This window comes from Candidatus Poriferisodalis sp. (genome assembly GCF_965208555.1).
GTDB lineage: Bacteria > Actinomycetota > Acidimicrobiia > Acidimicrobiales > Poriferisodalaceae > Poriferisodalis.
The window spans coordinates 1,849,779-1,871,229 of sequence record NZ_OZ242342.1; the positions used below are offsets into that span (position 1 = coordinate 1,849,779).

Annotated in this window: 22 protein-coding genes and 2 tRNA genes; 11 read left to right on the plus strand and 13 right to left on the minus strand. The window is 67.1% G+C overall.

Going from position 1 to position 21,451, the window contains the following annotated elements:
• Nucleotides 1-6: 6 nt before the first annotated feature.
• Genes bmt through ACOGXE_RS08475 form a run of 5 tightly spaced genes read left to right on the plus strand, consistent with a single transcriptional unit; the run spans nucleotide 7 to nucleotide 5,400 of the window.
• On the plus strand, nucleotides 7-1,002 hold the full coding sequence (bmt, locus tag ACOGXE_RS08455) for a betaine--homocysteine S-methyltransferase (protein WP_419930505.1): 996 nt from the start codon (nucleotides 7-9) through the stop codon (nucleotides 1,000-1,002).
• Between the two features lie 54 nt (nucleotides 1,003-1,056).
• Nucleotides 1,057-2,136, plus strand: a complete 1,080-nt coding sequence (locus ACOGXE_RS08460) for a hypothetical protein (protein WP_419930506.1) — start codon at nucleotides 1,057-1,059, stop codon at nucleotides 2,134-2,136.
• Nucleotides 2,133-3,005, plus strand: a complete 873-nt coding sequence (locus ACOGXE_RS08465; RefSeq protein ID WP_419930507.1) for a UGSC family (seleno)protein — start codon at nucleotides 2,133-2,135, stop codon at nucleotides 3,003-3,005. The genes ACOGXE_RS08460 and ACOGXE_RS08465 overlap by 4 nt, the downstream gene beginning before the upstream one ends.
• Before the next feature lie 45 nt (nucleotides 3,006-3,050).
• The gene (locus tag ACOGXE_RS08470) at nucleotides 3,051-4,049 is read left to right on the plus strand and encodes a WD40/YVTN/BNR-like repeat-containing protein (protein WP_419930508.1); all 999 of its coding nucleotides are present in this window, start codon (nucleotides 3,051-3,053) and stop codon (nucleotides 4,047-4,049) included.
• Nucleotides 4,050-4,104: 55 nt separating this feature from the next.
• Complete coding sequence (locus ACOGXE_RS08475) at nucleotides 4,105-5,400, plus strand: tetratricopeptide repeat protein (protein ID WP_419930509.1); 1,296 nt, start codon at nucleotides 4,105-4,107, stop codon at nucleotides 5,398-5,400.
• Nucleotides 5,401-5,452: 52 nt separating this feature from the next.
• Here ACOGXE_RS08475 and ACOGXE_RS08480 read toward each other — a convergent pair whose 3' ends face one another.
• The 3 genes from ACOGXE_RS08480 to ACOGXE_RS08490 form a co-directional block, all read right to left on the minus strand.
• Nucleotides 5,453-5,869 carry a DUF1801 domain-containing protein gene (locus tag ACOGXE_RS08480; protein WP_419930510.1) on the minus strand — a complete coding sequence of 139 codons (417 nt, stop codon included), beginning with the start codon at nucleotides 5,867-5,869 and terminating at the stop codon, nucleotides 5,453-5,455.
• Nucleotides 5,870-5,874: 5 nt separating this feature from the next.
• Nucleotides 5,875-6,261: a DUF1801 domain-containing protein gene (locus tag ACOGXE_RS08485; RefSeq protein ID WP_419930511.1), complete on the minus strand. Its 387-nt coding sequence runs from the start codon at nucleotides 6,259-6,261 to the stop codon at nucleotides 5,875-5,877.
• A gap of 19 nt (nucleotides 6,262-6,280) precedes the next feature.
• A tRNA-Ala gene (locus tag ACOGXE_RS08490) sits at nucleotides 6,281-6,357 on the minus strand.
• 105 nt (nucleotides 6,358-6,462) lie between these two features.
• Here ACOGXE_RS08490 and ACOGXE_RS08495 point away from each other — a divergent pair.
• The gene (locus ACOGXE_RS08495; RefSeq protein ID WP_419930512.1) at nucleotides 6,463-6,831 is read left to right on the plus strand and encodes a VOC family protein; all 369 of its coding nucleotides are present in this window, start codon (nucleotides 6,463-6,465) and stop codon (nucleotides 6,829-6,831) included.
• 61 nt (nucleotides 6,832-6,892) lie between these two features.
• On the opposite strand, the gene ACOGXE_RS08500 is transcribed toward ACOGXE_RS08495, so the two are convergent.
• From ACOGXE_RS08500 to ACOGXE_RS08510, 3 genes are all read right to left on the minus strand, one after another.
• Nucleotides 6,893-8,086 carry a Fic family protein gene (locus ACOGXE_RS08500; RefSeq protein ID WP_419930513.1) on the minus strand — a complete coding sequence of 398 codons (1,194 nt, stop codon included), beginning with the start codon at nucleotides 8,084-8,086 and terminating at the stop codon, nucleotides 6,893-6,895.
• Between the two features lie 146 nt (nucleotides 8,087-8,232).
• Nucleotides 8,233-8,532, minus strand: a complete 300-nt coding sequence (locus ACOGXE_RS08505) for a DUF1330 domain-containing protein (RefSeq protein ID WP_419863341.1) — start codon at nucleotides 8,530-8,532, stop codon at nucleotides 8,233-8,235.
• A gap of 90 nt (nucleotides 8,533-8,622) precedes the next feature.
• Nucleotides 8,623-10,344, minus strand: a complete 1,722-nt coding sequence (locus ACOGXE_RS08510) for a solute carrier family 23 protein (RefSeq protein WP_419930514.1) — start codon at nucleotides 10,342-10,344, stop codon at nucleotides 8,623-8,625.
• 53 nt (nucleotides 10,345-10,397) lie between these two features.
• Between ACOGXE_RS08510 and ACOGXE_RS08515 the strand changes: the two genes are divergently transcribed.
• From ACOGXE_RS08515 to ACOGXE_RS08530, 4 genes are all read left to right on the plus strand, one after another.
• Complete coding sequence (locus ACOGXE_RS08515; protein ID WP_419930515.1) at nucleotides 10,398-11,612, plus strand: MFS transporter; 1,215 nt, start codon at nucleotides 10,398-10,400, stop codon at nucleotides 11,610-11,612.
• Between the two features lie 10 nt (nucleotides 11,613-11,622).
• Nucleotides 11,623-12,660, plus strand: coding sequence for a methyltransferase domain-containing protein (locus tag ACOGXE_RS08520; RefSeq protein ID WP_419930516.1), 1,038 nt, complete (start codon nucleotides 11,623-11,625; stop codon nucleotides 12,658-12,660).
• Nucleotides 12,661-12,716: 56 nt separating this feature from the next.
• Nucleotides 12,717-13,619 carry an LLM class flavin-dependent oxidoreductase gene (locus ACOGXE_RS08525; protein WP_419930517.1) on the plus strand — a complete coding sequence of 301 codons (903 nt, stop codon included), beginning with the start codon at nucleotides 12,717-12,719 and terminating at the stop codon, nucleotides 13,617-13,619.
• Nucleotides 13,620-13,694: 75 nt separating this feature from the next.
• A complete protein-coding gene (locus tag ACOGXE_RS08530; protein ID WP_419930518.1) occupies nucleotides 13,695-14,591 on the plus strand; it encodes a TIGR03564 family F420-dependent LLM class oxidoreductase in 897 nt (298 codons plus the stop codon).
• On the opposite strand, the gene lgt is transcribed toward ACOGXE_RS08530, so the two are convergent.
• Nucleotides 14,584-15,507 (minus strand): prolipoprotein diacylglyceryl transferase, encoded by a 924-nt coding sequence (lgt, locus tag ACOGXE_RS08535; protein ID WP_419930519.1) that lies wholly within the window; start codon nucleotides 15,505-15,507, stop codon nucleotides 14,584-14,586. The two genes, ACOGXE_RS08530 and lgt, sit on opposite strands and share 8 nt — an antisense overlap.
• Before the next feature lie 51 nt (nucleotides 15,508-15,558).
• On the opposite strand from lgt, the gene ACOGXE_RS08540 reads away from it, so the two are divergent.
• Nucleotides 15,559-16,296, plus strand: coding sequence for a maleylpyruvate isomerase family mycothiol-dependent enzyme (locus tag ACOGXE_RS08540; protein WP_419930520.1), 738 nt, complete (start codon nucleotides 15,559-15,561; stop codon nucleotides 16,294-16,296).
• 21 nt (nucleotides 16,297-16,317) lie between these two features.
• On the opposite strand, the gene ACOGXE_RS08545 is transcribed toward ACOGXE_RS08540, so the two are convergent.
• The 6 genes from ACOGXE_RS08545 to gyrA all read right to left on the minus strand — a co-directional run bounded on the left by ACOGXE_RS08545 (nucleotide 16,318) and on the right by gyrA (nucleotide 21,444).
• Entirely contained in the window at nucleotides 16,318-17,304 is a 987-nt protein-coding gene (locus tag ACOGXE_RS08545) for a saccharopine dehydrogenase NADP-binding domain-containing protein (protein ID WP_419930521.1), read from the minus strand.
• A gap of 83 nt (nucleotides 17,305-17,387) precedes the next feature.
• Entirely contained in the window at nucleotides 17,388-17,525 is a 138-nt protein-coding gene (locus ACOGXE_RS08550) for a hypothetical protein (protein WP_419930522.1), read from the minus strand.
• Between the two features lie 4 nt (nucleotides 17,526-17,529).
• Nucleotides 17,530-17,603, minus strand: a tRNA-Ile gene (locus ACOGXE_RS08555).
• A gap of 65 nt (nucleotides 17,604-17,668) precedes the next feature.
• Nucleotides 17,669-18,337: a DUF3566 domain-containing protein gene (locus tag ACOGXE_RS08560; RefSeq protein ID WP_419930523.1), complete on the minus strand. Its 669-nt coding sequence runs from the start codon at nucleotides 18,335-18,337 to the stop codon at nucleotides 17,669-17,671.
• Nucleotides 18,338-18,354: 17 nt separating this feature from the next.
• Nucleotides 18,355-18,702, minus strand: coding sequence for a hypothetical protein (locus tag ACOGXE_RS08565; protein WP_419930524.1), 348 nt, complete (start codon nucleotides 18,700-18,702; stop codon nucleotides 18,355-18,357).
• 180 nt (nucleotides 18,703-18,882) lie between these two features.
• Nucleotides 18,883-21,444, minus strand: coding sequence for a DNA gyrase subunit A (gyrA, locus tag ACOGXE_RS08570; protein WP_419930525.1), 2,562 nt, complete (start codon nucleotides 21,442-21,444; stop codon nucleotides 18,883-18,885).
• Nucleotides 21,445-21,451: the final 7 nt, after the last annotated feature.

Sequence of the window (21,451 nt, forward strand, 5' to 3'; positions counted from 1 at the left end):
TGACCAATGACAACGACACTGATGGCACTGGTGATGTCGAAGGGCTACGTCGTGGCCGACGGCGCCATGGGCACGCAGCTGTTCGCGGCCGGGCTGTCGGCGGGGTGGTCGCCGGAGGAATGGAATCTCAGTCACCCCGACGAGGTTCGGGCCGTCCACCGGGGATACCTGCAGGCGGGTGCGGACCTGATCGTGACCAACAGCTTCGGCGGCAACTGCTTTCGGCAGAGCTTGCACGGCTTCGAAGACCGGGTGGACGAGCTGAACCGGGCCGCCGCGCACATCGGTCGGCTCGAGGCCGACGCAGAGATGCAGCGGTCAGACCGGGAGGTGCTCGTCGCCGGCTCCATGGGACCCACCGGCGAGCTGCTCGAGCCCCTCGGCACCATGAAAGCGGGTGCGTGCGAAGCCGCATTCGCCGAGCAGGCTGCTGGGTTGGCGGAGGGTGGCGTCGATCTGCTGTGGATCGAGACCATGAGCGCTCTCGACGAGATCGAGGCTGCGGTTCGTGGTGCACGCTCAGTGTGCGACTTGCCGGTCGCCGCCACCATGAGCTTCGACACCGCCGGCCGCACGATGATGGGCGTCACCGGCAGGGAGATGGTTGACCGCCTGGGGGCGCTGCAGCTCGCGGCCATCGGCGCCAACTGCGGGAACAACGTGCCCGACACCGAGGCGGCGGTCATCGCCATTGCCAACGCCGGCAGCGGCACGCTCACCGTGTCGAAGCCGAACGCCGGAGTGCCGGTCTGGCACAAGGACGCGTTGGTCTACGACGGCACCCCCGAACTGCTGGCCGTACATGCACACCGCGCACATATATCGGGCGTCGACGTGATCGGCAGCTGCTGTGGCAGCACACCTGAGCACACCGCCAAGATGGTCGCTGTGCTCGCCGGCGAGGAACCGCCGCCCTCGGTCGAGGTGGTCCTCAACCCCAAGACCGCCCTCGACGAACGCTTGGTCCGGCGGCGGCCACGCCGGCGCCGCAAGCACGGTTGACGCCGTCCAGATGTCGCTGCGTTCATCCGTCCGCACCGGATGCGCTCGAGAGCGATGACCGCAGATGGTGCCGTGGAGCTGAGCAACCCGTGGCAGGCCATTGAGGCGTGCTACGAGGCCGGCTGGACCGACGGGCTGCCGGTGGTGCCGCCCACCGAGCCGCTGGTGGATGCCATGGTGGCCGGTGGCGTGTGGGATGGCGATGCTGTGCTGCTGCGCGAGCCCGCCCGCGGCCTGGAGGTCACCGCTCGCAAGGCCGCTGCCAACGCGGTCATGGCGGGGTGCCTGCCCGAGTATTTCCCAGTCGTGGGCGCCGCACTCACTGCCATCGGTGCCCCTTCTTTCGAGCTGCACGCCGTGGCGGCCAGCACCGGCGGCGCCGCCATCCTCATCGCGGTCAACGGGCCGATCCGTGACGAGATCGGCGTCCACTGCAAGGAGAACCTGTTCGGCCCCGGCTTCCGGGCCAACGCAACGATCGGCCGCACGGTGCGGCTCGTGCTGCGCAATTGCCTGGCTGCCATTCCCGGCAAGCTGGACAAGAGCACCCAAGGGTGGGCCGGCAAGTACGCGATGTGCTTCGGGGAGGACGAATCCACCAGCCCCTGGGAGCCGTACCACGTCTCGCTCGGCTATTCGCCGGACCAGAGCACGGTCACCGTGATGGCCGCCGAGTCGGGCCACAACGTGCTGAACCACGCCTCGCCCGACCCTGAGGGCCTGCTCGGCACCTTCGCGGACACGATGTCCGCGTTCGGTTCGCTGAGCTCCGGCCGCTCGCTCATCGTGTTCGCACCTGAGCACGCCCGCAAGCTGGGTGCGGCGGGCTGGAGCCGCAAACAGGTCCAGGAGTACCTGTTCACCCACGCCACCCGGACCTATGCCGAAGTCAAGCGGGGCGGCAAGGTCGAGGCCGCGGGGAACGTCTCGGGATTCCATCCCACCCAGTGGATGGAATCCAGCCCAGAGGTGCAGCCCGGCGACGAAGACATCACGGTCCCCCGCGGGACGTGTCCCGACGACATCGCCCTCATGGTGGGCGGCGGCGACGCCGGCGGTCACTCGTCGTTCTTCCCCACCTGGAGCCGCGACCGCAGCGTCCCGCTCATCACCCAGGAGATACGCACGCCATGACCATCACCCTGGTGGACCCGACGCTGACACCTTCCAGCGACGCGGCAGCGGTCGCCGCCCGTCCCGCCTCGCTGGAAGGTGCCGTCATCGGGCTCGTGAGCAACGGCAAGACCCACGCACCTGGGATCCTCGAACGCGTCGCTCAGAACCTCATCGAGGCACACGGTGCCAGCGATGCCGTGCTGATGCTCAAGCCCACCGCCAACTTGCCGGCTGCGCCCGAGGCGGTGGAAGCGCTGGCAGCGGACGTCACGGCGATCATCGCCGCGATCGGCGACTGAGGCAGCTGCTCGTCGAGCAGTGTGCTCGACGCCGTGCACTTCGAAACGCTGGGAGTGCCTGCCGCGGCCATCCTGACCGAGCCGTTCGCCGCTACCGGCACCGCAATCGCCGAACTCGGGGGCTTCGCTGACTACCCCTTCGCCACCGTGCCGCATCCGATCGGCAGCCTGACTACGACCGAAGCGGCGGCGGTGGCCGATGCGGTGACCCCCGCAGTGCTGCGCCTGCTCACCGCCGCCGGTGCCCAGCCCACCGACGACAGCCCTCTGACCAACGTCGACACGCAGTCGGCGCGCGGTGACGACGCTTCCCGATTGACAGCGGACAGGTCCACGCCCGCCGAGGTCGTCGAGCGACTGGCCGCTGTCTTGCGCGCCGATCGTGCCGACCTCACGGCGACGGTCGCAGGGCGCCACATCACGCTCCGCCTTCACATTCCCGACGAAGCCTGCGCTGAGTGCGTCCTGCCCGCCACCATGCTCATTTCGATGTTCCAGCACCGATTCGACACCGAGCTCGGCCCAGGCTGGACCATCACGCTCGCCGATCCTCGAGAGCCTGAGCACAGCAGTCCCGTGCGCGAGTGATTCGGCCCGAACCCGCCATTTCCGCGTGCGATCTAGGGTGAACCCATGAACGGTCAGCTGCTCGCGGGAACTACGAAGGGTGTCTTCATCGTGGACGGCGCGGGGTCCACACAGACGCTCGAAGCCCGGCACGTCCGCGACCTCGTCAACTTGGACGGGCGCGTGCTCGCTGGATCGGCCGGAGGCCTGTTCACCAGCGACGACGGAGGTCGCACCTGGTCCGAACCTCAGCTCGAAGGCCGCGACGTGTGGCAGATCCGGGCAGCCAGCGACGGCCGGCTGTACGCCAGCACCGAGCCTGCCGCCCTGTTCCGCAGCGACGACCAAGGCGCGACCTGGTCTGAGATCGAGGCGTTTGCCAACCTTCCCGAAGCCGAACGCTGGTGCGTGCCGATCGAGCCTCCCCAGCCGGGTCGAGCCCGTGCTCTCGTCATCGATGAGGACGACCCCGACCGCATCTGGGTCGGCGTCGAAGTCGGCGGCGTGGCCCGAAGCACCGACGGCGGGCAGAGCTGGAAGGTCGACCTTCCCGGCGACAACCCCGACATCCACATGATGTTCGCCCACCCTGCTGAGCCGGGCGTGCTGTTCATCAGCACCGGCTACGGCCGCTTCGACGGCGTCGCCGAAGAGCTCGAAGGCAACGCCGGCGTGTTCCGCTCCGACGACTACGGCGAAACATGGACCTACGCGTGGAAGGGTGTGACCCCCCGCTACTCGCGGCCGCTGTGCATCGACCGGCGCGACCCGTACAGCGTCACCGTCGCCAGTGCCCCCACGGCTTTCTCCCATTACAAGGACGACGGCGGGGCTCATGCGGCCCTGTATCGATCTGACGACCACGGCCAGTCGTGGCGGTCGCTCTGCGACGAGGCCCACTCGCCGTCGCCGGCCAATTTCCATGGCCTCGTCCCCGACCCGGAGAACGTGGGCGGGGTGCTTGTGGGCACCGACACCGGCGAGGTATGGCAGGTGTCCGACGACGCTCGGTGGACCGAGCTCGGATCGGGTCTCCCGCTCGTCTGGTCGCTGGCGGTGGTCTGACGCGTCCCCGCAGGCCACGGAAAACCCGACGTCGGCGACGCTGGAGACCGAACGCATGAAGGACCGCTACGGCCTCGAACTCAGCACCTCGTCCGCCGGCGCGCGTGACTCCTATGTCGAGGGCATCGATCGGATGCTGTCGGCCGAGGCCGGGGTCGAAGAATGCCTGTCGGAGGCAATCGCAGCAGACCCCGATTTCGCCCTCCCCCATGCCGCCCTTGCACGCCATCACCAGCTCTACGTGCGGCCCGCCGAAGCTCGGGCCTCTGCGGAGACTGCCGTTTGGCTGAGCCGCGGGGCGACACCCAGGGAACAGCAGCACGTCGAGATCGTCCGCCTGCTCGTTGCCGGCCAGGCTCGGGATGCCCTGGATCTCATCCGCCAGCACGTCGCCGAGTACCCGCGCGATGCGTTCGCCCTCGCGCCCGCCTGCGGCGTCTTCGGCGCCATCGGCTTCAGCGGCCGCATCGGCAGGGAAGCCGAACTGCTCGCATTCCTCGAACCGCTTGCCACGCACTACGGCGACGACTGGTGGTTCGCCACCGTGCATGCCTTCGCCCTCATCGAGACAGGCCAGTGGGACCGGGGCCGGCAGCTCGCAGAGGGTGCGCTCGAAGTGCGGCCGAGGACTCCCCACGGCGCCCACACGCTGGTACACGCGCTCTTTGAAGCCGGTGCTGATGACGAAGCGGTCGATTTCCTCGACGGGTGGCTCGCCGAATCCAGCCGGGCGAGTGTGCTGCACTGCCACATCTGGTGGCACTACGCACTGGTGCTCATGGCGGTCAGCCGCCATGACGATGCCTGGCAGGCGTTCCGCGACAACTGCCTGCCCGGTGCTACAGCCAGCCCGCCGATCACGGTGTTCTCCGACTCGTCGTCGTTCATATGGCGCTCAGAGCTGGCCGGTCGGCCCCGCGACCGCGATGTCTGGCAGCGAGTGCGCGAGTTCTACGAAGAGCGATTCCCGCAGCCCATGGTGTTCGTGGACGCCCACGTCGGGCTGATGTACGCGGCGCTCGGCGACACCGAGCAGTTGCAGGCGTGCGTCGCCCAGCTGCAGGAGCTGGGCGAGGCCGCACAGCTTCCCGCCGGGACCACAGGGGCAAGCCTCACCCGGGCATACGCGGCATTCGAGAACGACGACTGGGCGACGGTCATCGATGTTCTCGAACCCCTGATCCCCCAGGTCGTCCGCATCGGCGGCAGCCGGGCGCAGCGCGACCTGATGACCAACACGCTGCTCGCCGCGTACGTCAAGGCTGATCGCCCCGGTGACGCCCGCGCCTTCCTCGAGCGCGTCACCGATCGGCAGCCCTCACGGCCCGTTGCGGGGCTCGTCGCTGCCTGAGTCTGGTCCTGACATCTGCCTGAGCCGGTTGACAACTCCAAACCGCCGGCGCTCAGAAGCCGTGCCAGCCGTCCTCTGCCGCCGATTGGCGGATCCATGCTGACATCTGCGATTCGTCGAATTCGCCCTCGCCGATGTCCACCCAGCGCGAATCTGGGTCCTTGCCCGATCCGGGCGGCGGGGGCTGCAGCAACGCCCCGTTCAGGAACGTCACCTTGACATAGCGCGTGAATGCATGGCAGCTCGCGAACCAGCCGCGCCCCTTGACGCCATAGAAGGGCGAGTTCCAGCGCACTGCCTTGCGCACGTCCGGCACGACACTCTCGACGAGGTCATCGAGCTGGCGGGCGATGACGCCCTTCCATTCCGGCATCGCCTCGATGTAGGCCTGCACCGGGCCGTCGCCGTCGCCCTTGGGGATCTGCGGATTGCCCCCGGCAAGCAGCTTCGGCCCTGGACTGTCCGACATGGAGTTCAGCGCTGGGTCGCTTTCCTGCGCGCCAGTGCGTCCTGAATGAGATCTCGAACTGCCGGCCGGTTGGCATCATCCAAGGAGCGCAGTTTCACATGGCGCATGCTGGCGCCTGATCCCTCCAGCAAGCCCTCCGGATCTGCCAGATGGACACCTTGGTAGAAACCGAGGTTGACCCATCGTTGGTACGGCAAGATGTAGGCGTAGCCGTCGATCATCTTCCTCGGCCCCACTCCAAAAGTCGCCGCGCGGTCGCCAAGGCGCACCACCTCAATGGCGTTCGGATCGACCTCAAGCACCACCTGTCTCACCGCCTTGGCGATTGGACGCAGCGGCTCTTCCGTGACGTCCAGCAGTTCGCCGAACGTTCCGAAGCTGGCCTTGGGCATGGTCGCATTCCCCACACGCTGGTGGAGCTGACGGGACTCGAACCCGTGACCCCCTGCTTGCAAAGCAGGTGCTCTTGCCATCTGAGCTACAGCCCCGCAGATCAGAGGCTTGAGGGTACCGGCCGACAGCACAGCGGGGCTCGGTTGGAACCGTCCCGTGGTATACCGAGCCGGCATTCGATACGGCAGGAGAAGTCGCCGATGATTACGAAGATCGCGACGCAGGCGGTGTACGTCGACGACCAATCGGCTGCCGTTCGGTTCTGGACGGAGCGGGTTGGATTCGAACTGCGCTTCGAGGCCGACATGGGCCCGAACGCCAGGTGGGTCGAGGTGGGTCCGCCGAGTGGCGAATCGCACCTCGTCATCTACCCGAAGGCGATGATGCAGGACTGGGCGGAACGGAAACCGTCCATTGTCTTCGCGTGCGACGACATCCAAGCTACGTACACGGCAATGAGCGGCCGGGGCGTGGAGTTCACGCAGGAGCCGAGAGAGATGCCGTGGGCATGGTTCGCCATCTTCATCGACGAGGACGGCAACTGGTACGGGCTGAGAGAAGGCGCGTAGGCCCCTGAGCTACAGCCCTGCAGATCGGTGGCTCGAGAGCACCGGCCGTCGTGACCGCGGCCTATCGCTCGATGACTTCGAATACTCGCTTGTTCCAGTACATGCGGTCATAGCGGGTGTCGCTGAATGGCTCGAGAAGGCCCAATGTGCATAGCTGACCGATGGCATTCCGATTGGCCTGATTCGACTTCTCGTAGCGAGCCTGTGCAGCAGCGACTGTCAAGAACGGGTAGGCGATGAGATCATCGGCGATGTCGATGGCAAGGCGGGCCCGTGGGAGCGCCGCCCGAGCCTCCTGCGACAGCTCTTCTTGCAGCGCAAGCAGGTTCATGACTCGCCGGTACGCATCTTCTGCCGACACCGCTATCGCCTCAGCGAAGAACTCGACCCATGGAGTCCACTCACCGCTGACGCTCACCTGGAGCAGGTGGTCCCGGTATTCCGTGTCATGGTCCTTCAGCCAGTCCGAAACCGAGAGCACCGGTGACTTCAGGATGCCGTCGAGCAGGACCTGAAGCATGGCCACGAGGCGACCGAGGCGACCGTTGCCGTCGGTGTACGGATGGATTGCCTCGAACTGGTAATGCGCAAGCGCTATACGGACCAGCAGGTGCACCGAGTCACGCAGTGATTCGTCATTGATCCAGCTAAGCCAGCTGTCAAAGAGCGCTGTGAGCTGATCTCCGGGCGGCGGTGGGATATAGCGGGCTTCGGTGATCGGACGGTCCTTAGGACCGACGAACACCTGTCGTTCTCGGACGGCGCCCGCTTCGGGGCCGTCACTCTCCGTGCCGCTGACGATCACCGCCTGGAGGCTGGCCAGCAGGCCCTTGGTGATCGGGCGCTCGGGCACCCACTCGTAGGCAGCGTCCGCAGCGCGCGCGTAGTTCATCACCTCGCGAACGTTTGGTGGAACACGCGGATCCGCTTCGTCATCCGAAGCGACTTCGGCCGCAAAGAGATCTGAAAGGTTCGCGAATGTGCCCTCTAGCGCCGAGGTGCCGACGGCCTCACGGCGGGTAGCGATGTGAGTAACGAGCTGCGGGTTGGGTATGAGATGCGCTGATGCATCGAGGCGCCCGAGAGCGGCCATGGCTTCAGACAGTGCCATCCACGTCTCGCTAGGCAGGTCGAGCTCTCGAGGGAGTGGGGCTGGCATGAAGGCATCGAGTTCGTACGGCACGTTGAACCGACGGTCGGTCCCGGTGATCGGCACCGTTGTGCCGACAGGTGACTGCGAGAGGTCGGTAGGCACAACTTGAAATCTACCGCCGAGAATCCAAGTTTCGGGCCTGAAACTTGAAATTACGCGCCGAGAATCCAAGTTTTACGCGCGAAACTTGGAATTACAGGTCAGTAATCCAAGTTTGGGTGCAAATGCAGAGCCCGCCCCAGGGTGGCTCAGCCGGCGGGGTCGTACCCCTCGGCCACCAGCAGCCTGGACTTCAGTGCGCGGCCACGAAGCTCGGCGAGGGCGGCGAACTCGGCCGAGGCAGCGAAGGCGTTGGCCGCCGAACGGCTGTCGAACTCCATGATGACAAGCCGGTCCGGTGCCCAGTCCCCCTCGACGGCCTCCGGGTTGCCGCCACGCACGACGAACCGTCCGCCATAGGCGGCCATTGCGTCGGGAACCTTCGCGGCGAATTCCGCGAATGCCTCACGGTCGAGTATCTCGTTGTCGATGACGACGTAGCCCTTCATGCCTGCTGTCCCCTTCCAATGAGTGCGCAGATTCGTGCACGCACGCTATTCGACGCCGCATCGGCCTCGGGCCAGCCTGATGCGTTGCTGTCAGGCCGCAGAGCCTTCGACTTCCACGGTGACGACGTCGATGCCGTGGTACCTGCGGTGGCGGACGGCCGCGGCATGCAGCCGCAGCAAGCGGAACGAAAGGTCACCGACATCAGGCGTGGAGGCCTGCTCGTTGAGATACGAGATCCGGTCCTCGATGTTCTCCTCGGAGAACAGCGCCAGAAACTCCAGCTCAGCTGACGCGGTGCCGGGCCGAGCGTTCAGCACCACTCTCGGCGGCACATCACCCGGATTGTCCTCGAGCAGCTGCATCATCGCTGTGAGCGTCTCTTCCCCGGCGGCACGCAGGCGCTCGACCGATGCACTGTTCCATCCCATGCCGTCGCCCAGCGTGCGCAAGAACCCGTCGAGATCAACGAACGCCGAGCGGTCCAGCACTGTCTCGAAGCGCTGGCGCCGTGCGCTCGTCACCTCGAACACTCCAGTGAGCAACACGGCGATGCCCACGCCGACGAGCACGCCGTTGCCCAGGAGCGCCGCTACCGGACCGCCGAGGAGATCCAGGAAGCTCGGCTGGCTTTGCAATCCGACAGCGACCGAGAGCGACAGCCCCACGATGAAGCCGCGGTGGCGGCTCAGGCCATCGCGCGTCACAGCCCGCACACCCTCGATGAAGAGCAACCCCAAGATCGCCATCAGCAGCGCTCCGCTGACGGGGCGGGGAATGGTGATCAGCGCAGCGACCGCCTTGGGCAGCAATGCCAGCACGATCAGCATCGCGCCCATCAGCAGACCGACTCGGCGTGCCGCCACCCGGGTGAAGCTGAGCAGCGAGATCGTGGCCGGAAGGTAGGAGATTGCGGGCAAGGTGCCGGCGATTCCTGACAGGAATACCGCCAGGCCGCCCACGCCGACTGTGCGCTGCACACCGCGGAAGTCCACGGCGCGCGCCGTGCTGTGGGAGATCTCCTGAACCGACACACCTTCACTGGTGGCCCGGGCCGCCACCACGGCGCTGATCACCAGAAACACCGGCAGCAGCGACCAATAGTCGGCATCGGCGATGGAGGCGAATCCGGGCCAGCTGCCGACATCGGGGAGGTCGAGCCATGGAGCGTTGCGTGCCGGCTGGACGTCGTACACGCCCAGGGCGACAGATCCGGCGCAGCCGATCACGATGGCGATCGGCATAGCCCACAGACGCCACAGCCCGGTGGCCCGCAGCATCGCCAGCGCGGCCACCACCAGCGTGATCACCCCGACTGCGGTGCCGGCCAGCTCGGAAGCGCCGTCGGGTACGTCGCTGATCCGTCGCATGGCGATCGGCATCGCCGACAGGGAAATCATGATGAATGCCACACCGGCGACGACCGGCGTAATCAGCCGCCGCAGCCGTGCCAGCCCTGCTGCCATGGCGAGCTGCAGCAATGACGAGGTCACCGCCAGGCTCGCAGCCAGTGCCGGTCCGCCCGCCTCGACGGCGAGGATGCACGGGACCATGAAGGGAATGCCCGATCCCCACAGCAGGAGATACCCCGGACCCAGGCGTGATGCATGGAGCGCAGTGAGGACACCGGCCACCGCCAACGAGCCGACCACCGCCCACTCGGCGTAGCTGCCATCGTCGTCGAAGGCGGCGGAGTAGATGACGATGAACGTGACGACGTTGGTGACGATCAGCACCGCTCCCTGGAACGCCACGTTAAGCGTCAGCAGCGCGGGCGGGCGTTCGTCTGGTTCGAAGCGAATGTCGTCGTTCACGGGCACCGACCGATCTGCGGACCACGGTACTGACAGGGCAGGCTTGCATCTGAGTGTCCGACACGACGAGCCTGCCGTCCGCCAGCGAGCCAGCGGAGACCGCGACCCCGTGGTCGGTCGCGGCGGCGGCTTTCGCTGCGAACTTCGTGACGTTCGGGATCCTGTTCTCGTTCGGGGTGTTCCTGACGCCCATCGCCGAAGACTTCGGCACCACCACCGGACCTGTCGCCGCGCTGTTCTCCACGGCCATCAGCACCTACTACCTCGGCGGCGCCATCGGGGGCCGCATCGGCGATCGATTCGGCGCCCGCCCGCTGGTGGCAGCTGCTGCGCTGGCCATGTCGCTGGGCCTGCTTGGAACGGCCGCCTCGGGAGCCCTCTGGCAGACCTATGCCGCGTTCGGTGTGCTCGTCGGGCTGGCGACCGGGTTCTGCTATCCCTCGATGATCGGCCTCATCGGCCGCAGTTTCAGCGAGCAGCGGCGGCCGGCGGCGATGGGCTTCCTGCTGGCCGGTGTCGGGGCCGGAACGCTCGTGATGCCGTGGCTCGGACACCAGCTGATCTCGGCGATCGGGTGGCGCTCGACGTATGCCCTGCTGGCCGCGCTGGCCTTGGTGACCATCGGTTGGGCTGCAACACGGGGCGACCGGGTGCGCACCTCGGGCGCACGGCTGATGCGCGTCGGCACGCTGGCGCGGTCGTCCCGTTTCCTGCTGTTCTTCGCGGCGGTCGTCGCCATCGGGCCCGGCTTCTACGCGCCGGTCGCGTTCTACAACGACTACGCCGTCGACGCCGGGGTGGCGCCCGGGCTGGCTGCCGGGCTGGTCGGCATCTCCGGGGCCACCAGCGTCGCTGCACGCCTGGCGTGCGGCGCATTGGGGAACCGCATCGATCCCATGTGGCTGTGCCGGGCCGCATTTGCCTGCCTGACCGGTGCCCTGGCGATCTGGTGGATCTCAGGCGGCGATGTCGCGCTGCTCATCACGAGCGCCGTGACGCACGGCGTCGGCTGGGCGGTGTGGGTGACCGCCACGCCCTCGGTGCTGGCGGGCTGGTACGGCGTGGAGAACCTCGGCGGGGTCATCGGCATCTACTACACCGGGCTCGGGGTGGGCGGGCTGGTCGGCCCCGCAGTGTGCGGATTCGTCATCGATGCCGCCGGATTCGGGCCTGCCATCGGCCTGGTCACCGTGACGAGCCTGATTGCGCTCGCTTTGCTGGCGCTGCCGTTGCTCGGCACGTCCTCCGCTGCCGGCTCTAACTCTTAGGCTCCCCCGGGTGAGCAGCATCTGGCAGGTCGCCCGCGGGCTGAGGGCGTCATACCGCGACTCGGATCTGCGCAACCGGGTGGCGTTGCTGAACGGCCGACTCGACAAGACGTACGCGCCGAGCGACGGCCCGAGTTCCGACCACGCCGAGACGGCAACGGAGTACTACGACATCTGCAGCCACCTCATGATCTACGGCTGGGGTGAATCGCTCCACTTCGCACCGCTGACTCCACAGGAGAGTTTGGAAGATTCCAAGCTTCGGCATCAGCGGCTGATGATCGACAAGCTGGACTTGCGCGAGGGCATGTCGGTTATCGACGTCGGGTGCGGGATCGGCGGACCGATGCGGACGGTGGTCCGCGAAGCAGGTGTCAAGGTCACCGGCATCAACAGCAGCCAAGTCCAGCTGGCCAGGGCGAGGGAGTTGACCGCCGAAGCAGGCCTCGGCAACATGATCGACTACGTAGAGACCAGCTTCATGGACATGGGTGCCATCGAAGACGGCACCTACGACCGGGCCTACGCGATCGAGTCGACCTGTCATGCGCCGGACAAGGTCGGCGCATTCACCGAGATCTCGCGGGTGCTGAAGCCCGGTGCGCTGTTGTGGGGTCAGGAAATGTGCCTGACAGACACGTTCGATCCCGACAACGCGAATCATCAGGAGATCAAGCGAGAACTGATGCGCGGGATCGCGCTCAAGCAGATCGCAACATTCGCCGAAGTCAACCAAGCACTCGAAACAGCAGGATTCGAAGTCATCGAAGGAATTGACCGCGGAACCACAGCAAACGGATCGACAACGCCGTGGTATCAGCCCATGGAGGCGCGCAGCGGTACACGCCGCATCACCCTGCGAGGAACACCGTTGGGTCGACAACTCGCGATCCGGGCTGCACGCGTGGCTGAAACGTTGAGGATCCTGCCCAGAGGCACCGCCGAGATCGCCAAGCTGCTCGATCGCACCGCCGACGCCTACGTCGCCGGCGGCAAGACGGGAATCTTCACGACGCTGTATTGCTTCGTGGCCCGCAAGTCTCCCTGAGAGCGCCGCGGCACAGCCAACGGCGACAATCGGGCACGTCTGCTAGGAAACCCCGCATGAACATGCCTGCCATCTCGCTGGCCGCTGTGCGCGGCCGCCGTGAACGCACCCTGGAAATCGCCGCCGAGATCGAGCAACGAGGATTCAGCGGCATCTACTGCCCGTCAATGGGCGACCCAGTGGCGCTGTGCCAGGCGATCGCACACGTCACCAACGAGATCCACTTCGGCACCTCGGTGCAGCCGATCTACTTCCGCAACCCCGTCGACATGGCCTCGACCGCTGCGTTCATCCATGAGATCTCGGGCGGACGCTTCTGGCTGGGCATCGGCGTCACCCATGGCCCGGTGCACGAACGTCTTGGCATCACGCCCGGCAAGCCGCTCGGCGACATCCGCGAGTACATCGCTGCCATGGAGGCAGCATCGGCGCAGCACGGCGAGCTCCCGCCGATCGTGCTGGCCACGCTGCGCCAGCGCATGGCCGAGCTGTCGGCCGAGATCAGTTCCGGGGCCGTGTGGGCGAACGCGAGCTGCAACGACTTCCAGAATTCGGTGGCGCACCTCGGCGACGCCGCGAGCCGCGATGATTTCTTCGTGGGGAACATGATCCCCGCCGTCATCGATGACGACCGGGCTGCTGGAGCAGCCCGCAACCGCAAGACGCTCGCGGGCTACGTGGCACTGCCGAACTACCGGAACTACTGGAAGCAAGCCGGCTGGATCGACGAGATGGAAGCAGCGGAGACGGCGATCGCTGCGGGCGACTCCGAGGCGCTGGAACGTGCGATGACGGACGAGTGGCTGTCGAACGCGACGCTGTACGGATCGGCGTCACAGGTGCGCGACGGGGTCGAGGCATGGTTCGACGCCGGCTGCAAGACACCGATCCTGGTGCCCTCAAGCACGAGCGGCGGCCAGCTCAAGGCGCTCGAGGAGCTGTTCGACACCTTTGCCTGAGACTTGACGCCTGAGCGTTAGCAGGTCAGACGACAACTCAGTCACGCCACTGAGCACGCCGTTACGCTCCGAGGCATGCACATCGAGCTGTTCGGATTCGACACCACACCTGAACGCTTCGAGGCCAGCATCCGCGAGGCCTCCGAGCAGGGCTTCCGCCGCTACTGGACGCCCCAGATCTTCGGCCATGACGCGCTGACCACCATCGCCGTGGCCGGCCGCGGGGTGCCGGGCATCCGCCTCGGCACTGCAGTGGTGCCCACGTACCCGCGGCATCCGATGATGCTGGCCCAGCAGGCACTCACGACCCAAGCCGTGATCGGCGGGCGACTGGACCTCGGCATCGGGCCGTCCCACAAGCCAGTGGTCGAGGGCATGTGGGGTTATTCGTTCGATCGGCCCATTGCGCACATGCGCGACTACCTGACGATCCTGACCAAGCTGATGACCGATCGCCGCGTCTCCCACGGCGGCGATGCCGTCGTCGGGCGAGGCGAGATCACTCCCCCTGCTGCCGACGCACCGCCCGTGTTCGTGGCGGCGCTAGGCAGCCAGATGCTGCGCCTGACCGCCCGGATGGCCGATGGCACGTTCACCTGGATGACCGGGCCCGCCACACTGCGGGATCACACCGCGCCGACCATCAACGAGGCCGCCGCGAAAGCCGGCAGGCCGGCGCCGCAGGTTGTGGCCGGCTTCCCTGTGTGCGTGACAGATGACCCTGACACTGCTCGGGAGCGCGCTGCCAAGGACCTCGTTGTGTACGGCACCCTGCCCAGCTACCGGGCGATGCTCGACCGGGAGGGATTGAGCGGGCCCGAAGACATCGCCGTCATCGGCAGTGCAGCCGAGGTGAGCGACCGCATCAGTGCGCTCGCTGAGTGCGGTGTGACGTCATTCGCCGGCTCAGCGTTCGGCACCCTCGACGAGCAGGCCGCCACCCGCGAGACCCTGATCGGCCTGCTCAGCTGATCGTTTCGGCGTCCTGCGCTGCAGGATCGGCCGGCCCAGCTCCGAGATCGCTCTCGCCCGCGCCGTCCTGCCCATCGGTGCGCTCTGTGTCGGGACCGCGGCGCAGGCCGACCAGCACGGCTGCCAACGCCGCCAGACCGATCACGATGCTGGTCCACACGTTGAACCGCAGGCCCCACAGCTCGTTGACCGTGTCGATGCGCAGCAGCTCGATCCAGACACGCCCTGCGGTGTAGCCCAGCACGTACATCGCGAACAGATACCCGGTGCGCAGGCGCGGCAGCACCCGCGGGATCACCCACACGAGCGTTGCTGCCAACGTCAGATTCCACAGCGCCTCGTAGGCGAAGGTCGGATGGAACGTCTCTTCGAGGCCGTAGCCGGCAACACGGTGGGCCTGGTCGATCTCGAGGGCCCACGGCAGATCGGTCGGTCGTCCGTACAGCTCCTGGTTGAACCAGTTGCCCAACCGGCCGATGGCTTGGCCCACAGCCAGCGCAGGCGCGAGCGCGTCGAGCATTGTCCCGGTGCTGTGCCCACCTCGTCGCAGCCGCCACACCGCCACCAGGACACCAGCCGAGATGCCGCCCCAGATGCCCAGGCCGCCCTGCCAGATCTTCACTGCTTCGCCGAGGTTGTCCTGGTAGCGATCGAAGTCGGTGAGCACGTGATACAGCCGGGCGCCGATCAATCCAGCAGCAACCGCCCAGACCGCGATCGTCCCGACGAGATCGTTGGCGCTGGCCCGATACGCCTCATCGCAACCTGCGATGGCGCGACGCCAGCGACGGCTGGTGATCCATACGGCCACCAGAACAGCCACCGCAATGCCGAGGCCATAGGCTCGAATATCCAGCGGTCCGAGCGAGACGTAGCTCCGTGACGGGCTGGGAATGGACGCTAGAAGCCAGCTCACGTCATGGCTGCGGTCACTGGCTCGACCGGCAAGAGCAGGAGATCACACGCCATGGACGCGACAGGGTACGCAGAGTTGCGAGCGGCGGAGGGCGCGCGACTCAACGAAATCGCCGCAGATGCCGAACGCTTGCCGGACATGTGGAGCCGGCAGGTCCCCAGCTGCGGGGACTGGACTCTCGAAGCACTGATCGCGCACTGCGCCACGGTCTGGACATTCGTGCGCAGCAGCATCACCGCGGGAGCGCGCGTCGACCCCGCCGCCGTCGCCAAACCTTCCGGTTCCGTGGCGCAGTGGCATGCAGACGCGTTCGACGCACTCACCGACCTCATGACTGGGCGCCCGCCCGACGCCGAAGCCTGGACCTGGGATCCCGAACAACAGTCCATGAGCTTCTGGTGGCGTCGCATGGCCCACGAGACCACCATGCACCGGTGGGACGCTGAGGCCGCGCTGGGCATGACGCCGGCGCTCATCGATCCCGAGCTGGCTGTCGACGGCGTCGACGAGCTGTTCGACGTCTACGTGCGGCTCCGGAACCCGACGGGGTTCGCCGGCAACGGCGAGACCGTTCATCTGCACGCCACCGACGCGCACGGCGAATGGGTGATCACCCGCGGCAGCGACGGCATGACCGTCGAGCGCGCACACGCGAAATCCGACGTGGCTGCTCGGGCACCCGCACAAGACCTGCTGCTGTTCGTGTGGGGCCGCATCGGCCCCGACCGGCTCGAAACCTTCGGCGACACCGCCCTGCTCGAGGACTGGCAGCGTCTCGTGCGCTTCTGATCCCCGCCGGCTGCGCCAGACCTACAGGCGCGCTCCCTCGTACGCGGCCGCTCGCACACCCCGCTCGGCCAGCTCCGAGAGCCACGGCAACGGGTCGTCGAGCATGCCCAGCCCCCACGCTCCCGTGGGCAGCTCGTCGGCCAGGGCCCAGCTTGCAGCGGTCGCCGCCACCGCTGCTGCGGCCGCACTCGGATGGTCGATCACGCCAAGCACGTCGGTGCAGTGACGACCGTCCCGCCGGCCCCGCAGCTCGACACGGACTCCCCCGGGTCCGCCTTCAGGATGCGGCGGCCGCAGCATGGGCAGCATCGCTGTCAGGCGATCGCGCCGGGTGCCTGCCACACGGGCAGTCACCCGCTCGACATCGCTGAACGCCGGCACCAGCAGCAGCGCATCAGCGAGAGCTGCGCGGTAGCAGTCATGAGCGCCGAGCGGATCTGGGAACCACACGAGCTCCCGGCCTGACCCGCCACGACGACGCCGCCATTGCCCGTCGCGCCAGTCCACCGAGGTTCCGGTCCTGGCACGGTGCAGCTGACGCTGGCATGCCGGCCCTCCGGTGCCGACCCGCGCGATATGCACCTCGGTGACCACATCGAACCGGGCAGCGCCGTGGCGGGCCAGCAAGCAGCTGTACCCCGGCGAGAAGCCCGCCCCCACCACGATGGACCGTCGAGCGTTGGTGGCCCGCTTGTTCATCTCGAGCAGCTGCTCGACGTCGGTCACGGCACCCGACAGGGACACCACGTGCGCTCGGCGGTCGAGCGCTTTTTCGGCCAGCGCGGCGTGACCGCCGCTCGGCAGGCTGAGGACCACCACATCGGCCTCCGGCAACGCACCGGGTTCGAGCACCTCCACGTCCACATCGAGCAGCTGCGCAGCCAGGCCACGCAAGCGGGCGGTGTGGCGCGATCCCAGCACGAGGCGATCGACATCGGGCCGGGAGGCCAGCTGCCGGGCAATTCGCTGCCCTACCGCTCCCGCGCCGATGACCGCGACCGTGCTCATGGAGAATCCGGGCTCATCGAGACTCTCGCCTCATCGGAATTCCGGGCTCATCGGAGATCTCGACGCCCCGGAGGATCACGCCGTCACCGAAGGTCGGGGCCCGCCAACTCTCGCCAACTGCCTTCGCGGCGAGGGATGTCTTCGGACGAGCGCAGCCGCAGGACGATGGTGATCAGACCGCCCACCACGCTTGCGAGCAGCGCACGGCGCAGCAGGCTCATCATGTGGGGCTAGCTGGAATCGAACCAACGACCTCACCCTTATCAGGGGTGCGCTCTAACCGACTGAGCTATAGCCCCGCGGAGCCGCACACACTACAGCCAGACCGTCTCTGAACGCGCCCGCGGTGGCGGCGGCCGGGGGTTCAGCGGGCGGGGGGGCGACGCTCGTCTTCGAGCACGGTGACCCGAACACCGCCGGTGAGATCGCTGATCAGATTGAACATGATCGCCATCACCACGTTGAAGGCAACGCCGACCGTGGCCACGATGAGCCCGATGATCCGGGCGCGCCGGAAGATCACCATGCCGTCGATGGTCCAGCTGTCATACGAGCCGACTTCGGTGATGAACGACTCGACCTTGTCAACGAGGCCCGAGCGTTGCGCCGCGTTCCACAGCAGCACTCCCGCCGCCAGCACAGCGACATACAGGCAGGCGTAGAGCAGCACCGACACCTTGAACACCGACCAGGGATCGATGTGGCGCAGGATCCGGTGCGTTCGCCGTACCCGGGCACGGCGCTGGCTCAGCCATGCCCAGCGCACCGCCGGAACCTCTTCGGCGGGCGGCGGGGGCGGTGCAGGCCGGCCGCTGGCGGCAGCGGGCTGCGCGGGCTGCTGTGGCGACGGCGGGATCTGGGGCGGACTGGACTCACCGGGCACCGGGGTCTCAGCAGCAGGTGTGCGGCGGCGGCGACGGCGTGCGCGACTCGCCGGGGTGATGCCCAGCGCTTCGGCAAACAGTTCGTCAGTGGGAGTCGGCCCGCCTGGCCCCGGCGACGGCGGCCCCCCACCCGATGTCGCATCGGCCACGCTTCGCAGTGTAGGAGTCAGCCGGCAGAGCCCCCGGTCGCTGGAGCGACCATCGGCACCCGGACTTCGGCAGCGGCTGAAGCACGCTGGCCGTCGAACTCCACAACCACTTCGACGTATGCCGCTCCGTCGTCGACGCGCACCTCGAATCCCAAGAGAGCGCCGCCGGCATCGCGGATCAGGTCCTGGGCGGCGGCATCGTCGGGCAGCGCACCCTGTGAAATCGCGGCGATGTCAGCGGTTGCCAGCGTCACCAGTGCCGCCGCATCGGCGACAGCCTGGGCTCGCGAACTCGACAGCGCAGCGTTCCCCCAGCGGGCCACGAGCCCCACCCCCACAAGCAGCGCCAGCGCCAGCAATGCCACCGGCAGCGCTGCCTGCCCGTCCTGATACCGTGTGCGTGTGGAGCCGGAGGGACTTGAACCCTCGACGTAGGGTGGCAAGCCGTGACGCCCTGGCACCTGCCAGTGGCCCCACAGAAACTCGACAGAGCCTCGGCCTCTTCGGAAGCCGGGGCTCTGTCTCGTCGTGGGCATCGGCCGAAACTACGTCGGCGAGCTCACCTCGCCCGCAGCATTTTCGCGGGGCTCGCTGCTGGAATCTGGGCTCTCTGAAATGTCCGGGAGCTCGACGAGAGCAACCGCCACGACTTCCTCGCCCTCAGCAAGTGCCATCGCCCGCACTCCGGCCGCAGCACGGCCTTGGCTCGAGATCTCTGACACCGGAGTGCGGATCAGCACGCCGCTGGAGGACACCAGCAGGACTTCATCGTCAACGTCCACCAAGCGGGCGCCGACGAGCCGGGATTCTGCGCTCGGCAACTTGACAGCGATCACGCCGAGACCACCACGGCCTTTGCGCGAGAACTCTTCCGCTGTCGTGCGCTTCGCGGCGCCGTTGCTGGTCACTACCAGCAAGTCGCGAACATCGTTCGGGTGCAGCACATCAGCGGCAGCCACGGCGTCGCCGTCACGCAAGCGCATAGCTCGAACGCCAGCAGCGACACGGCCCATCGACCGCACCTTGGATTCCGAAAACCGGACGGCCTGTCCTGCACGCGACACAACAAAAGCGTCGTCATCGCCGGAGGTTTCCAGCACACGCACCAGCTCGTCGCCGTCTCGCAGGCTTAGCGCTATCAAGCCGTTCGAGCGGATGTTCTCATAGGCACTCAACGGCGTCTTCTTGGCGAGCCCGTTGCGGGTCACGAACATCAGGTACCGGTCCGCCGGGAATTCCCGCGCTTCCACCACGGCTTCGACGCGTTCGTCGGCCTCGAGCTGCAACAGGTTCACCAGCGCCGTGCCGCGGGCTGTGCGGTTGGTGAGCGGCACTTCGTAAGCCTTCAACCGGTGCACCCTGCCCCGGTTGGTGAAGCACAGCAGCCAGGCGTGCGCCGTGGTCAGCAGGACGCGGACCACGACATCGTCGTCCTTCAGCCGCGCACCCTGCACGCCGCGGCCGCCCCGTCCCTGGGTGCGGAACATGTCGGGCGACGTCGCCTTGACGTATCCCTCGCGCGTCAGCGTCACCACCAACGGCTCATCCTCGATGAGATCCTCGGCGTCCATCTCACCCGGATCGGTGACGATCTCGGTGCGCCGCGGCGTGTTGTGCTCGCCGCGCAGCGCGCTCAGCTCGTCGATGATCACCTGCCGCAGCCGCTCGTCTGAGCCCAAGATGGCTTCCAGCTCGGCAATCGCCTGCGTCAGCTCGGCCAGCTCGTCGCTCAGGCGTGTGCGGCCCAGCCGGGTCAGGCGGCTCAGCTGCATGTCCAGGATGTGATTGGCCTGCTCGGCGCTGAACGACAGCGGCTCATCACAGAGCCCCACAAGCGCCGCAGCCCGATCGTCGCTCGAGCGGATCAGCGCGATGATCTCGTCGATCAGGTCGAGCGCACGCAGCAGGCCCTCCACGATGTGCGCCCTGGCTCGCGCCTCGTCGAGGCGGTGCTGGCTGCGCCGGGTGACCACTTCGATCTGATGGTCGACATAGGCGCCGAGGGCGTCTCGGAGATTGAGCGTGCGCGGCACCCCGTCAACCAGCGCAACCATGTTCACGGCGAAGCTGGACTGCAGCGGCGTGTGCTTCCACAGATTGTTGAGCACGACGTTCGCCGGCGCCGACGGTCGCAGCTCGATGACGAAGCGCGTCTTGCCCTTCGCGGACTCATTGCGCAGCTCGGTGATGCCGTCGATGACCTTGCGGTTCACCGCATCGGCGATCTTGCGCTCGATGTTCTCGACCGAGGTCTGGTACGGGATCTCGGTGACCACGATGCTGGATCGCTTGCCGTTCTGGACGATCTCGGCCCGGGCCCGCAGCTTCACCGAACCGCGGCCGGTGGCCATGGCTTCGCGGGCACCGGCGCGGCCGAGCATCCGCCCGCCTGTCGGGAAGTCCGGGCCGCGTACGAACTCCATGAGATCGTCGACGGTGGCCTCGGGATGCTGAATGAGATGGATCGTGGCATCGACGACCTCGCCCAAGTTGTGGGTGGGAATGTTGGTGGCCATGCCCACCGCGATGCCTTGACTGCCGTTGACCAGCAGATTCGGGAACCGTGAGGGCATCACCAGCGGCTCGGTGCGGGAGCCGTCGAAGTTCGAGGCGAAATCCACCGTCTCCTCGTCGATGCCCTCGGCCATCGTCATGGCCAAGTCAGTCAGGCGGCACTCGGTGTAGCGGTAGGCAGCCGGCGGATCCGACGGCGAGCCGAAGTTGCCGTGCGGGTCGATCAGCGTGTTGGCCAGACTGAACGACTGACCCATCCTGACCAGCGCGTCGTAGATCGACCCGTCGCCGTGGGGGTGGTAGTTGGCGATGACATCGCCGACCACGGTGGCGCATTTCTTGTGCGGACGGTCCGGCCGCAGCCCGGTATCGAACATCGACCACAGGATCCGACGATGCACCGGCTTCAAGCCGTCACGCGCATCGGGCAGTGCCCGCGAGGTGATGACCGACATGGCGTAGTCCAAGAAGGACTGCTCCATCTCGGTCTGGATCTCGACGTCGACAATGCCGACGGCGCCTCCCGCCGGCGAATCGGCGCTGCCGACGGCGCCGACTGCGTCCTCTGCGTCTGTGGCGCCGTCGTCGCTCATGCGCCTG

Excerpts from the sequence above, each read along its gene's own strand:
- ACOGXE_RS08480 (WP_419930510.1), bottom strand. The coding sequence starts at position 5,869 with ATGTCGGACAGTCCAGGGCCGAAGCTGCTTGCCGGGGGCAATCCGCAG.
- ACOGXE_RS08545 (WP_419930521.1), bottom strand. The coding sequence starts at position 17,304 with ATGAGCACGGTCGCGGTCATCGGCGCGGGAGCGGTAGGGCAGCGAATT.
- ACOGXE_RS08540 (WP_419930520.1), top strand. The coding sequence starts at position 15,559 with ATGGACGCGACAGGGTACGCAGAGTTGCGAGCGGCGGAGGGCGCGCGA.
- ACOGXE_RS08505 (WP_419863341.1), bottom strand. The coding sequence starts at position 8,532 with ATGAAGGGCTACGTCGTCATCGACAACGAGATACTCGACCGTGAGGCA.
- ACOGXE_RS08460 (WP_419930506.1), top strand. The coding sequence starts at position 1,057 with ATGACCGCAGATGGTGCCGTGGAGCTGAGCAACCCGTGGCAGGCCATT.
- ACOGXE_RS08485 (WP_419930511.1), bottom strand. The coding sequence starts at position 6,261 with ATGCCCAAGGCCAGCTTCGGAACGTTCGGCGAACTGCTGGACGTCACG.
- ACOGXE_RS08475 (WP_419930509.1), top strand. The coding sequence starts at position 4,105 with ATGAAGGACCGCTACGGCCTCGAACTCAGCACCTCGTCCGCCGGCGCG.
- ACOGXE_RS08495 (WP_419930512.1), top strand. The coding sequence starts at position 6,463 with ATGATTACGAAGATCGCGACGCAGGCGGTGTACGTCGACGACCAATCG.
- ACOGXE_RS08525 (WP_419930517.1), top strand. The coding sequence starts at position 12,717 with ATGAACATGCCTGCCATCTCGCTGGCCGCTGTGCGCGGCCGCCGTGAA.
- ACOGXE_RS08470 (WP_419930508.1), top strand. The coding sequence starts at position 3,051 with ATGAACGGTCAGCTGCTCGCGGGAACTACGAAGGGTGTCTTCATCGTG.
- bmt (WP_419930505.1), top strand. The coding sequence starts at position 7 with ATGACAACGACACTGATGGCACTGGTGATGTCGAAGGGCTACGTCGTG.
- ACOGXE_RS08550 (WP_419930522.1), bottom strand. The coding sequence starts at position 17,525 with ATGAGCCTGCTGCGCCGTGCGCTGCTCGCAAGCGTGGTGGGCGGTCTG.
- ACOGXE_RS08530 (WP_419930518.1), top strand. The coding sequence starts at position 13,695 with ATGCACATCGAGCTGTTCGGATTCGACACCACACCTGAACGCTTCGAG.
- gyrA (WP_419930525.1), bottom strand. The coding sequence starts at position 21,444 with ATGAGCGACGACGGCGCCACAGACGCAGAGGACGCAGTCGGCGCCGTC.